Origin of the sequence: Shewanella sp. ISTPL2, assembly GCF_013283205.1 — a bacterium.
GTDB classification, from domain to species: Bacteria; Pseudomonadota; Gammaproteobacteria; order Enterobacterales; family Shewanellaceae; genus Shewanella; species Shewanella oncorhynchi.
Map to the genome: position 1 here is coordinate 2,351,316 of NZ_JAAPAV010000001.1, position 13,062 is coordinate 2,364,377.

General features: G+C 45.0%; 12 protein-coding genes. 5 read left to right on the forward strand and 7 right to left on the reverse strand.

What is annotated here, in order from left to right; translation table 11 throughout:
• The first annotated feature begins 50 nt into the window (after positions 1-50).
• The 5 genes from cgtA to HUB64_RS10420 all read left to right on the forward strand — a co-directional run bounded on the left by cgtA (position 51) and on the right by HUB64_RS10420 (position 3,622).
• Positions 51-1,220, forward strand: a complete 1,170-nt coding sequence (cgtA, locus tag HUB64_RS10400) for an Obg family GTPase CgtA (RefSeq protein ID WP_105250000.1) — start codon at positions 51-53, stop codon at positions 1,218-1,220.
• A 27-nt stretch (positions 1,221-1,247) separates the two neighbouring features.
• Positions 1,248-2,009, forward strand: a complete 762-nt coding sequence (locus tag HUB64_RS10405) for a threonine/serine exporter family protein (protein WP_113939893.1) — start codon at positions 1,248-1,250, stop codon at positions 2,007-2,009.
• A complete protein-coding gene (locus tag HUB64_RS10410) occupies positions 2,006-2,479 on the forward strand; it encodes a threonine/serine exporter family protein (protein WP_113939894.1) in 474 nt (157 codons plus the stop codon). Before HUB64_RS10405 ends, HUB64_RS10410 begins: the two co-directional genes overlap by 4 nt.
• Positions 2,480-2,506: 27 nt before the next feature.
• The gene (gene folA, locus HUB64_RS10415) at positions 2,507-2,989 is read left to right on the forward strand and encodes a type 3 dihydrofolate reductase (protein ID WP_028761532.1); all 483 of its coding nucleotides are present in this window, start codon (positions 2,507-2,509) and stop codon (positions 2,987-2,989) included.
• Positions 2,990-3,208: 219 nt separating this feature from the next.
• Positions 3,209-3,622 (forward strand): DUF3718 domain-containing protein, encoded by a 414-nt coding sequence (locus HUB64_RS10420; RefSeq protein WP_105249997.1) that lies wholly within the window; start codon positions 3,209-3,211, stop codon positions 3,620-3,622.
• Between the two features lie 235 nt (positions 3,623-3,857).
• Here the strand turns inward: HUB64_RS10420 and HUB64_RS10425 are convergent, their stop codons facing one another.
• The 7 genes from HUB64_RS10425 to lptD all read right to left on the reverse strand — a co-directional run bounded on the left by HUB64_RS10425 (position 3,858) and on the right by lptD (position 12,911).
• On the reverse strand, positions 3,858-5,879 hold the full coding sequence (locus tag HUB64_RS10425; RefSeq protein ID WP_173496948.1) for a methyl-accepting chemotaxis protein: 2,022 nt from the start codon (positions 5,877-5,879) through the stop codon (positions 3,858-3,860).
• Positions 5,880-5,976: 97 nt separating this feature from the next.
• On the reverse strand, positions 5,977-6,801 hold the full coding sequence (locus HUB64_RS10430) for a symmetrical bis(5'-nucleosyl)-tetraphosphatase (RefSeq protein WP_173496949.1): 825 nt from the start codon (positions 6,799-6,801) through the stop codon (positions 5,977-5,979).
• Positions 6,802-6,822: 21 nt separating this feature from the next.
• Entirely contained in the window at positions 6,823-7,203 is a 381-nt protein-coding gene (gene apaG, locus HUB64_RS10435; RefSeq protein ID WP_028761528.1) for a Co2+/Mg2+ efflux protein ApaG, read from the reverse strand.
• Between the two features lie 48 nt (positions 7,204-7,251).
• Positions 7,252-8,058, reverse strand: a complete 807-nt coding sequence (rsmA, locus tag HUB64_RS10440; RefSeq protein ID WP_028761527.1) for a 16S rRNA (adenine(1518)-N(6)/adenine(1519)-N(6))-dimethyltransferase RsmA — start codon at positions 8,056-8,058, stop codon at positions 7,252-7,254.
• Between the two features lie 15 nt (positions 8,059-8,073).
• Positions 8,074-9,060 (reverse strand): 4-hydroxythreonine-4-phosphate dehydrogenase PdxA, encoded by a 987-nt coding sequence (gene pdxA / locus HUB64_RS10445; RefSeq protein ID WP_105249994.1) that lies wholly within the window; start codon positions 9,058-9,060, stop codon positions 8,074-8,076.
• A 6-nt stretch (positions 9,061-9,066) separates the two neighbouring features.
• A complete protein-coding gene (surA, locus tag HUB64_RS10450) occupies positions 9,067-10,371 on the reverse strand; it encodes a peptidylprolyl isomerase SurA (RefSeq protein ID WP_105249993.1) in 1,305 nt (434 codons plus the stop codon).
• Positions 10,372-10,613: 242 nt separating this feature from the next.
• A complete protein-coding gene (lptD, locus tag HUB64_RS10455; protein ID WP_173246378.1) occupies positions 10,614-12,911 on the reverse strand; it encodes an LPS assembly protein LptD in 2,298 nt (765 codons plus the stop codon).
• Positions 12,912-13,062: the final 151 nt, after the last annotated feature.

Below are 13,062 nucleotides of genomic sequence, written 5' to 3' on the forward strand. Positions count from 1 at the left end.
AATGAAGTTAGACGGTATAATTGCTTCATTCAGTGGTGCCAGGAGTAAGTATGAAGTTTGTCGATGAGGCAGTAATTAGGGTCGAAGCAGGCGACGGCGGTAGCGGTTGTGTTAGCTTTAGGCGCGAAAAGTATGTACCTGATGGTGGTCCTGATGGTGGTGATGGTGGCGACGGTGGCAGTGTTTTCCTGCAAGCTGACGAAAACTTCAACACTTTGATCGAGTTCCGTTTTGAACGTTTTCACATGGCTGAACGTGGCGAAAATGGTCGTGGCCGTGATTGTACTGGTCATAGCGGTAAAGATCTGATCTTAAAAGTTCCTGTTGGTACTCGCGCGGTCGATCATGATACTGAAGAAGTCCTTGGGGATTTAACAACCCACGGTCAAAAGCTATTGGTTGCCAAAGGTGGTTTCCATGGTTTAGGTAACACTCGTTTTAAGAGCAGTACTAACCGTGCCCCACGTCAAAAGACGTTAGGCACACCCGGTGAAGTTCGTAGCCTTAAATTAGAGTTGTTACTGCTGGCTGACGTTGGTTTGCTTGGCATGCCTAACGCGGGTAAGTCGACATTCATTCGTGCGGTTTCCCGTGCAACGCCGAAAGTGGCTGATTATCCGTTTACAACACTGGTGCCTAACTTAGGTGTGGTTAATCCACGTCCTGGACAAAGCTTTGTGATTGCGGATATTCCTGGTCTCATCGAAGGCGCTGCCGATGGTGCGGGTTTAGGTATTCGGTTCTTAAAGCATCTTGAGCGTTGTCGTATTCTGCTGCACATCATAGATATTGAGCCGATTGACGGAACCGATCCGGTTGAGTCTGCGCGCGCTATCGTAGGTGAGCTTGAGAAATATTCTCCAAAGTTGGCGAGTAAGCCGCGTTGGTTAGTCTTTAACAAAACCGATCTGCTGCTTGAAGAAGAGCTGCAAGAGAAGGTTGATCGTATCGTTAAAGAAATGGGTTGGGAAGGCGATGTTTATACTATCTCCGCCTATAACCGCGACGGTACCAGTGAGTTGGCATTAAAACTCCTCGATTACATTGCGAGTCTTCCACCTGAAGACAATGAAGTCGACCCAGATAGTGAAGTTGAGTTCAAGTGGGATAATTATCATCAAGCAAACCTTGATTCATTGAATGAAGATTATGTTGATGAAGATGATGACGACGACTTTGATGATGACGACTACGACGTAGAAGTTATTTACCAAAGATAATAGTAATCTTTGAGTTTTGAGAGTTCTGTGTACGCTGATACTCAAAATGATATTACTCGGCAAGTTGTGCGTGCTGCACAATTGCTACTGGCCTACGGCGCGGAATCTGATTTAGTTGAAGAAATCAGCCAGCGTCTAGGTCAGGCTTTAGGTCTTGCCAGCGTAGAACTCTCTATTTCCTCTAATTCCCTCGTGTTAACCAGTTTGGTTCATGGTCGCTGTATCACAACTACTCGTCGTATTCGTGAGCATGGCATTAACATGACAGTCGTCTGTGAATTACAACGTATCTGTTTACTCGCTGAAAAGGGGTTGTATGGCCCAAATGAAGTGCGTAAACGCTTGGCGCGGATTGAACCTAAAACCTATCCTCCTAGCTTAGTGGTATTCATGATTGGCCTGTCGTGCGCTAGCTTCTGTCATTTATTTAATGGCGATCTCACTGCATGCGTGATTACTTTTTTTGCCGCGGCAGTGGGTATGTCGGTACGTTTAGCAATTGCTAAGCGGCATTTTAATTTATTAGTCAATTTTGCCATCACAGCTTTCGTCACCAGTATGCTGGCTCAAACGGGTTATTTGTTTGAGTTAAGTGAAACTCCTAAGGCTGCTATGGCCGCGAGTGTGCTGATGTTAGTGCCGGGTTTTCCGATGATTAATGCGATTTCCGACATGGTAAAAGGGCACATGAATGTCGGTATATCCCGCTGGGGTCATGCTACTTTGCTGACAGTTTCTTCTGTGATTGGCATTACGATTGCGATGCAGATCGGCGGAATTTTCCTATGATGGAATTACTGATAACGCTGCTGCACGATGCTTTTTTCTCAGCAATTCCCGCCGTAGGATTTGCTATGGTATTTAATGTTCCTAAACGATTTCTTCCTTACTGCGCTTTAGCGGGAGCCATTGGCCACAGTTCCCGTACTTTAATGTTACAGTTTGGTCTGCCAATCGAGTGGGCAACCTTCGCCGCAGCGGCATTAGTAGGGATTATTACCATAGGGTTTGGTAAGCGCCACTTAGCGCCACCTTTAATGTATGCTGTCGCCGCGATTATTCCTATGATCCCAGGTACTTATGCATTTAATACTGTGATTGCCTTAGTGCAATTGACCGCTCAATCTCAAGTCAGTCCTGAACTGACGGGGCAAGTGATTAGTAATGGCCTCAAAACCGTCTTTATTCTAGGGGCGTTAGCCGTGGGTTTGGCCATGCCGAGTTTGCTGTATTTCAGGACTCGCCCCGTCATTCAATAATTCTATTTCTATAAAACAGGAGTGAGCATGCGCATTGCTATGATAGCCGCGATGGCAAACAATCGAGTCATCGGAAAAGATAATAAAATGCCATGGCATCTTCCAGAAGATCTACGTCACTTTAAAGCGATGACCCTAGGCAAGCCTGTTGTGATGGGACGTAAGACCTTTGAGTCAATCGGTAGGCCCCTTCCTGGTCGACATAACATAGTGATTTCACGCCAAACGGATCTTGTGATTGAGGGCGTGACCTGTGTGACCTCATTTGATGCAGCCAAACAAGCTGCTGGTGAATGTGAAGAGTTAGTGGTTATAGGTGGTGGCCAGCTTTATGCCGAGTTATTGCCCTGCGCCGATATCTTATATTTGACGCAAATCAATCTTGAGGTGGAAGGCGATACATTTTTCCCCCACTGGGACGATGGGACTTGGAAGGAAACTGAATCTTTGGCGAGTATAAATGCTGCTGGTTTGGAATATCGCTTTATCAATTTGGTAAAAAAATGTTAAATTGCAGCTTCTGTTGTGTACCCTGTGTGTATGGGGCGTCAGTTTATCTAACGTATTGCATCATATCGGACATTTAGTTTTCACGGAAAGAGATAGCCTATTTCGTTATCCTAGATTTCGAACGAGAGCTAAAGCCAAGAGGTCAATATCATTTAGACAATAGATGCAGCCCATACAGAATTGATAATAAAACTATAAGAAAGTATTAAGGAGTATCGGATGCGTCTTATGCCTGTGGCCTTGGCTGCGTTGATTGGATTTAGTTCTATTGCTGTACCAACCTCTGCTGTTGCGGGGGAAGATCCACTCGTAGCGAGTCTTTGTGATTATGTAAAAGCTAACGACAAAAACCGCTTACGTAAAAAGTTAAAAGAAAGCCGCGTTAAGTTACGTCAGATTTACAGTGGTATCAGTTGCGATGGTGCAAGTCTATTGCGCACCGCTTACGGTGCGAGTGCAAACGATACCGGTGAGTTTGTGGCTAAGCGTTTGTCGGCGACTGAATTGAGTGTTGCTGAAGCTGATGGGATGACAATCCAAGCTTGGGCTGAAGCAAACGGTCATGGTGCTAGCCCAATTACTGCTGCAGTGAAAGAGCGTCTTGGCGCTGCTGCTGGCGGTGAAGAAGAGTAATGCGGATTTGAACTTAGCGGCACTTTAGCCCTATTTGCTGCTACGTTATATTAAACGTCTAATATCAAGTATCTAGCATTAAGTTAGATAAAAATGCCAAACTTAAGTTTGGCATTTTTTATGGCCTTAATTTGTGCAAAGGCCGGACAGTTCGAGTCGTCAGTAAGATAGGCAAGTGAATTCGTCTCAAAAGAAAGGGCCGCTAAGCGGCCCTAGGTTTTAGTGGTGATAAACATTAGACTCTAAATTCACCGACCGAAGCTTGGAGTTCTTCGGCTAATTTGGCGACTTGATGGCTAGACTGAGCCGTTTGATCTGCACCGATAGCGGTTTCTTCTGAAATTGCTGCAATATGCTCTAGTTTTTCAGAAACTTGCTGGCTTACTAAATTCTGTTCCTGCGCAGCATGGGCGATATGGGTGCCAGAATCATAGGCCTTATGCACAGATTGGCTGATGGTCTCGAGGGCAATGTTGGCTTGCTCCGTTTTTTCAACACAGGCGTTGGCTTGAGCACGCCCCATATCCATGGCGGCAACGGCTTGCTCTGCACCTTGCTGCAACACTTCGATCATCTGTTGGATCTCTCGGGTCGACACTTGAGTGCGTGAGGCTAAACTACGCACTTCATCGGCAACTACCGCAAAACCACGACCTTGTTCACCCGCACGGGCGGCTTCAATAGCGGCGTTAAGGGCGAGTAGGTTAGTCTGTTCTGCAATACCACGGATCACATCCAAAATTGAGCCAATAGAGGCGCTGTCCGACTGCACTTTATTAATCACAACACCCGCTTTGGCCACTTCATCGGCTAAAGCCAAAATAGTCAGTTTGTTCTCTTGTGCAATGGCACGCATGTGCTGAGTTTCTTGATCAGCCTGTTTGATTTGCTCAAGGGCTTGATTGGCACTTAAAGACACCTGCTGAGCACTAGAGCTAAGTTCAGTTGTCGCAGTAGCCACTTGGTCAACTTGGCTTTTTTGTTCTTGTATGCCTGAGGTGGTTTGCGCTGTGATTGCTGATGTTTGTTCGGCTGCCGCGGCAAGTTGATTTGACCTATCTAGAATACCTATGATTAAACTGCGTAAGCTATCGACGAGACGATTACAGTTTTTTGCTAGTTCGGCAAATTCATCGTGTCCAGAATCATCTAGTTTATGGGTAAGGTTGCCTGAGGCTAAGACGTTAAGGGCATTGTTCACTTGGCTGAGTGAGCGTTTTAACGGATTCACCACAGCAAAACTCACAATCACTGCGACAACGATTGCTATTAACACGACAATCATGGTTTGTATGCTGGCAGAGTCAATTTTGGCTATGGTGTCATTGCTCATGTTTGCGGCAACAAGTTCGATGTTATCGCTGACATCATTCATGTTGGAATTGATGACTTTCACATCATTTTCAATAATGCCAAGTTTTATCACTGCTTCTTTGGCGTGTGAGAGCTGACTCGATTTTAGCTGCAACATAGATTGCGGACCGGTGACGAGCGCTAATACTTTTTCAATATCTTTAGTGACCGAGCTTAAGGTATCCGCTTCGACAATACCTTGACCGTGACGATTCACATATTCAAGTTTGTTCTTGGTTTCGCTGATAATGTAGTCAAGTTCCTTTGAGATCAGTTCGTGCTTACTGTCTTCGTCATTCGTTACTAAATCTGCAATAGTAGTGATGATATTTCCGAGACTAGTATCAATAGCGCTGGCTGATGCAGCAAGACTCTGCTCATCGGGATTCTGACTGCTTTCTAAATCAACAATATCGAGCAGTTCTGATGAGGCATCATCGGCGGCATTTTCGAGCTTTTTCTTTAGTTCAACTAGCTGTTCTTGCTTGCTCAATGAGGCCTCACGTTCGGCGATCATGGCAATACTATCTCGCTCAAAGGTGGCAAAGCTGCCGCTTAATTGGGCAATTAAAGAAGATAGATTCTGCTGGCTCTTGACTAACTGAGTGAGGGTGGCAATTTCGTTTTTGAACTGAGTCCCGTGGTCTTCAAACACTTTACGAATATTCGGGATATTTGCCGATCTAGGGGTGTTATAGGCAATGAGGATTTGTCTTTGTTGCTCACTCAATGCTTCACTAAGGTGGTTTGTCGATTTCAGCGCGGGCAAGCTTAATTCTTGCATCATAGCAGAGCTGGCTTTTAGGCTATTGTTGGTTAAATAAGATGTAAATCCTAGCAACACGAGTAAAAGTGTGACAATACCAAATCCGCCAATCACTCTGGTGGCTACATTAAATTTCATAGGATACTCCGATTTTTATTATATTTTTCCAAATGAAAACAGGGTGATATTTAGGGTTAGGCGGCTCAGTCTGTTATCGACTTTAAGCTGTTTTAGTTTAACTCTTTTTTAACTTTTTTTGCGTAATTTTTTGGTCTTTTTCAAGATGCCATAAGGTTAAGTGCTCACCCCAGCAACAGCCTGTATCTAAAGCCTTTAATTTAGTATCGTCGACCTTGCCCATCAACGCAGCCCAATGGCCAAAAACTAAGGTATGACTCTGGCGCAGCGGCGAAGCAAACTCAAACCAAGGTTTGAGTTGTGGATTAGTACAGTTTTCAGGAGGTTGTTTGCAATCAAAATCAAGTCGGCCATCGACATAAAGATAGCGCATGCGTGTTAATGCATTGATGCAATAACGTAAGCGCTCTATGCCAATTGCACTTGGATCCCATTGCTCTGCGGTATCTGAATACATTTGGCTTATTAATGTCTCAAGATAATCATCGTGCTTGAGGGCGCGACTGACGAGTGCGGATTCTTCTCTTAATACCTCCAGCGACCACTGAGGTGGTACACCCGCATGACTCATAATGAGTTGGTGTTCAGGTAATTCACGCATAAGAGGTTGTTGTCTCAGCCAGTCAATTGAGGCTGAGATATCGGGGGATTCTAGAATTTCAGTGAGATTATCGCTGGGTTTAGCGCGCTTGAGCTTACCGTGTAATGCCATTAGATGGAGATCGTGGTTACCTAAAACCGTTTTAGCGGAATCACCTAAGGAGCGAAAAAAACGTAGCGTAGCTAAGGAGTCAGGTCCGCGTGCAACAAGATCACCTACAGCCCAGAGTTCATCGCAGGAAGGATTAAAATCGACCTTAGCGAGTAATTTTTGTAACTCAGCGAAACAGCCTTGAATATCACCAACAAAATAATGCGCCACAGTACCCCTTTCCTAACGATATTAATGTAGTAAGCCTGGGGTCGCTAAACGGAAGGGACGGATTGTCGCCTGGAAACGCTCACCCGATTCGCTGACCATACCATAAGTGCCGTGCATTATGCCAAGTGGCGTATCGAGCACAGTACCACTGGTGTATTGATAGGCAGTATTCGGCGCTATGGTTGGCGTTTCACCGACAACACCGGCACCTTGGACTTCACTGGTGTTGCCATTGGCATCAGTGATTATCCAGTGACGAGTTTCAAGTTTAGCCGCTTGCTCACCTAAATTGATGATAGTGATGGTGTAACTGAAGAGGTACTTTTCATCCTCGGGCGAGGACTGCTGCTCTATATACTCAGTTTTGACTTCGACCCGAATGGAGGTGTCCAATGCGCTCATTCTTGTTCCTAGGCTCTGGTCTAAGGGCACCTAAGTGCCCTGACATATTTATGCTTTCTTATCGCAAACCATGTTAGCCATAGCAACATACTGCTGCACGCTAATCTGTTCTGGGCGTTGACTTGAGTCAATCCCTAACTGCTCGAACTCATCGTCAGATAACATGTGCTTTAAGTTATTACGCAGAGTCTTACGACGCATGTTGAATGCGGTAGTACAAAGGTGGCGTAGTACGGTCACATCTTTACAAGGGAACGGCTTTACGGCGTATGGCAATAAGCGTACGACTGCTGAGTCCACTTTAGGCGCAGGGGTAAAGCTGTGGGGCGGCACTTCGAGAACCGGAACTACTTGGCAGAAGTATTGTGCCATGACCGTTAAACGGCCATAGGCTTTACAGCCTGGGCTTGCCGATAAGCGCAGTACCACTTCTTTTTGTAGCATAAAGTGCATGGTTTCAATCTGTTCGGCAAATTCGAACAGGTGGAACATCAGCGGCGTTGAAATGTTGTAAGGTAAGTTACCAAATACTTTCATCTTTTTGCCAGGCACACTCAGTTGGCCAAAATCAAACTGCAGTGCATCACCTTGGTGAATAGTCAGTTTATTTTTAAGGACTGGGTGTTGATGTAAGCGTTCAACCAGATCGCGGTCGAGTTCGACGACAGTCAGATTATCCACAGCATCGGCTACAGGTTCTGTTAAGGCACCAAGGCCAGGGCCGATTTCGACCATCACATGGTGATTATCGGGTGCAATTGCACCCACAATGCGGTCAATCACATTGCCGTCGGTAAGGAAGTTTTGTCCGAAACGCTTTCTGGCCGTGTGGCCTAAATGTACTTTGTTGCTCATTAATAATGTAATCGTTTAGTTCTTTGAGGATAACTCAATGGCTTTATTCAGAGCACAGACAAAACTGCCAATATCGGCCTTGCCTGTACCCGCGAGATCGAGCGCCGTACCATGGTCAACCGAGGTACGAATATAAGGTAAACCTAAGGTGATGTTTACCGATTTGCCAAATCCTTGTGACTTGAGAACGGGAAGTCCTTGGTCATGGTACATGGCCAAGACGACATCGGCGTCCTGTAAATATTTAGGTTGGAACAGAGTATCGGCCGGTAATGGGCCGACAATATTCATTTGGAACTCTTCACGCAACTCGTTGAGTGCAGGAATAATCACGTCGATTTCTTCACGCCCTAAATGGCCGTCTTCACCAGCGTGTGGATTGAGACCACAGACATAAATTTTCGGTGAAACTATGCCAAATTTGCTGATGAGATCGGCATGTAGAATCTTGATAATATGCTGTAAGCGTTGGCGTGTTATGGCTTTTGCAACATAGGCCAGAGGAATATGGGTGGTCACGAGTGCCACTTGCAAACCCGGCGTTGCCAGCATCATCACTACATCGGGGCAATTTGCTTGATGGGCAAAAAACTCAGTATGGCCACTAAAGGAAATACCTGCTTGATTGATAATGCCTTTATGCACTGGGCCTGTCACGACAGCATCAAACTCGCCGCTCATGTTTTTTTCGCCCGCATAACGCAAGGTTTCAACTACATAAGTGCTGTTTTGCTCATCGAGCTGACCGCAAATCGATTCGCTCACTAATTTAAAGGGCGCTATGGTTAATGTGCCCGCTTCTTGTGGCTTAGGAGCTTGATTTGGCTGGTAAGGGCGGAAAGTCACTTGCAAACCGAGTCGTTTCGCACGGCTCGCAAGTAATTCTGGATCCGCACAAACGACTAACTCAGCAGGCCAAGCCTGCTGAGCGAGTTGTACGACTAAATCGGGGCCAATACCTGCGGGTTCGCCAGGGGTAACGGCAATACGTTTAGTGCTCAATTAGAATTAACCTCGATTGGTCTCTGGCTGGAAGATTTCAATGTATGCGTCTGAACGCATTTCGTCTAGCCAGTTTTGCAGTTCTTCGTTAAATTTGCGACGGAAGATCAACTGGTGCGCACGGTTGCTATTGAACTGATCCGTGGCGTCGGTTTTTCTGCGTTCTTCTAATTGAGTGATATGCCAACCGTGAGTCGTACGGAATGGCTCACTAATTTGGTCGTTTTTCAAACTATTGAGCGTTTGAGCAAACTCAGGTACGTAAATGCTTGGTTCTGCCCAACCTAATTCACCACCTTTTGTGGCCGAACCAGGATCTTCTGAGTACTGACGCGCTAGGTCTTCAAACTTAGCTTCACCTGAGCGGATTTGCTTCAGGAATTGCTCAAGCATGGCTTTAGCGCGGTCTTCTGACAGGATCGGCGATGGCTTGAGCAAAATGTGGCGCGCTCTAACTTCTTCGATTTCTTTGGTTTGTAGGCCGCGAGCATCCATGATCTTAATAATATGGAAACCTGCACCACTCTTAATCGGGCCGATAATGTCACCCATTTTCGCACCGTTAATCACTTCGGCGAACAGAGTTGGCATTTCGTTGATGTTCATATAATCCCAAATACCGCCTTCGAGTGCCTTAGGACCTGAAGAAGAAGCGATAGCGGTACGACGGAAATCCTCACCACTCTTCAAACGTTCTAATACGATATTGGCGCGTTTGCTTGATGCTTCGAGTTGTTCACTGGTGGGGTTATTAGGCACGTCAATCAGGATATGGCCAATTTGGTATTCCACATCTTTCATCCCTTGTTCTTGGATGAGTTTGACTAGGCTAGTAATTTCCTGTGGTGATACTTGAATACGGCGTTGTACTTGAATACGTTGAATTTCACCTAGAGTGATTTCTTCGCGCAATTGTTCGCGGTATTGGCTGAAACTTAAACCTTCGCTTTCAATTTTTTGTTGCATCTGCGCGACAGACATTTTTTGTTCACGCGCGATGTTTTCAATCGCTTGGTCTAGTTGTAAGTCACCAATATTCAGCCCTATACGACTGGCCATTTGCAATTGTAGGCGAGTTAAGATTAAACGCTCAATCACCTGAGTGCGCAGGGCACTGTCAGAAGGTAACGATTGGTTTGCTGCTTTGGCATTCGCTTTAACAGTGTCAATCATGTTAGTGATTTCACTTTCGAGCACTATGCCGTCGTTAATTTGGACTGCAACGCGGTCGAGCGGCTGGGGTGCGGCCAATGTAGGTTGGCTGATCGCGAGTGCAAATAAAGCAAAAATCAGATGTTTACTGGGTTTCATCCACAAAATCCTTGGCACGTTCTAAGGTCAGGTTCGACGGCTTAATTGAAATAACTTTACCATTTATATCGAAATTACAGTGAGTTGCCCTAATGTAATTTTTTGGCGACGCATTTGAGTGCAAGGTTAGACCTTAAGATCCGCTTTTATTCGCTTTAGCAAAAGGTGAACGGTAAAGCACTCATTAATCTGTTTGGACTCTGAGTCCTTGTTGAGGTTCAGCAATCTATCACAATTCTTTGCTAATTCCTCAGATAAAGCGGTTTTCTGTAGTTAAACAGGCCGTCATTGAGCATATCGGATACGCCTAATGGGCCAGAACCACCGAGTCCCTTAATGATTAAGTTCAGGTAGACACCACTATCAAACTGCTCACGAGGATCAATTGTGGCAGAACCTATATTGTCGTCATAGTTGGTTTTAATGCGGTAATGATAACTAAGTCTTACTGCGTAACAGCATGATTCGTACTGGATACCTGTGTAAGTTTCAATACTGCGACTTTCGTTAAGGTCATAATACCAATTACCAACAAAGTAGAGGTCATCACTGATTGGCCAAGCGCCACGAACGCCCGCTTGGGAGATGTTCACTGTATCATTGGTATTTGAGTTCAATAAATCTGGGACATAGCGATAGCTAAATTGCAGCAATTTATTCGCTTCAGGTCTGAAATCTAAGGTGACTTCGGATTTTTTATTGTCACTGGTGTTGGTATCGTACTGAATCGCAGCCCCCATATACCAATCATGGGACAAGCGGGTATCTAACTCTGCAGCAAGTACTGAAGTTGATTGATTAGACTCAAAAATACTGTCTTCGTAACCGACTTTACTGTCTTGCAGGTAAAAAATTTGTCCTAGGCTGAATTTAGTGGCTTCTTGGTTGTGACTATCAAACAGGCGTGTGGTAACTCCTAGAGTGACTTGATTTGCATCGGAAATCCGATCCAGACCCGAGAAGCGACGATCACGGAATAGACCAAAGTAGTCGTCCTGTAATTGAGCCGTATCATAAATGCCTATGTTGCGTTGGTCTTCGTAGCCGACATAAAGATATTGAAATTGTGGCTCGAGCGTTTGGCGGTAGTTTTGATCGAAAAGCTCAGTAAAACGTTCGAAGTTGATTTGACCATTAATCCGTACCTGCGGGATGGTGCGATTCACTGTGTCGTCAACAACTATGTCTGGATCTTCGTTATGCTGCCAATAATTGGTCTGCATCAACTTAACTTGACTGGTGAGCGAGCCTGAAGGCCCATGTATTGGCAGAGTTACGCTTGGTGACATGTACAAACGAGTCGCCGTATTAACATTGTTGTCCTGATGGGCAAAATTCGTTAGCTCCGAATTGAAACCAAAATCTAAATTGTTCCAAAAATCAGCAGCGCGATAGTTAAAGTTAACCTGAGGCATGACTTGATATGGTTTTTCATCCTCACCCAGTACTTTAATATCTTGTACTCGGGTGCTTAGATCCCAGTTACTTTCGAAGTAGCTGATTTCACCTATGCGTGATAACTGGTTATCGGTTGCACGGTTAACATCTGACTTTAAGTCATTGAAATAATTGTTATCTGATACATCGGTAAAATTCGCTAATACGCGCCAATTTTTGTCGATCGCCCCTTGATGCTGCCAGTTATATAAGTAGCGATTCGGGCTACCATCGATCAATTTGTCATTGCCTAGATATTCTAAATTGACTCGGCCATTTTGGGCCTCACCCGCCAGATAACCAAACTCTGTTTTAGTGAATAAACCACGGTTTGACATATAGCTAGGTGTAAATGTTAAATCGTACTCTGGGGCAATATTCCAATAATAGGGTGCGGAAATTTCGACACCATCAGTAGTGCTAGTGCTAAAACTAGGGTAGAGAAAGCCAGATTTACGTTTGTCTGAAACGGGGACTGTCATGTAGGGAATATAGAATACAGGTACACCGCCAATTCTTAGTTTGGCATTCCAAATTTCGCCCCATTCTTCTTCACTGTTGATCTTGATCTTTTCGGCCTCGAGTAGCCAAGACACATTGTCAGGAGGGCAAGTAGTGAAGTTGGTATTCGTTAAAATTAAATTGTTATTGATAGTAATTTGCAGTTTTTCGGCATCACCGTGAACTTGTTGGCCATGGATCCAATATTGTGCGCCTTTAAGGGTGGCACGGTTTGTCCGCATTTGAGCTTGTAAGGATTCGGCTGTAACGGTGAAGTTACTGTCTTGAAAGACTAAATTACCATTGGCATCAAACTGTTCAGTAGCTTGATCTAAAATCGCCTCATCGGCTGCTATGTGCCTATCGCCTTGGCTAAAAACCACATCGCCACGGAAAATCGCCTGCTTCCCCATTTCGGCATTGGTGTTATCAGACGCAATACGTATTTTGTTGAGTTCAGCCGCACTCATCCCTTGGGTTTGAGATACGATACGGGGTACTGGCGGTTCGATTAAGCATTGGGATGCCGAAGCGGTTAGAGAGTCGTCTGCCAGGACTAATTGCGGTAACAGGCTCAGGGCCAGAAGGTATCGGATCTGCATCTTTAGGTCAGTAATTATGATTTCTTATTCTGGACAAGTATGGATGGGGAAAGTTGCAATTGACAAACGCAACATCGCTTAATAAATCTCTCAATTTCTTAGCTGTTTCCAAATTCTATGCCAGCTATAATAAAGCAATTTTTCTTTAAGA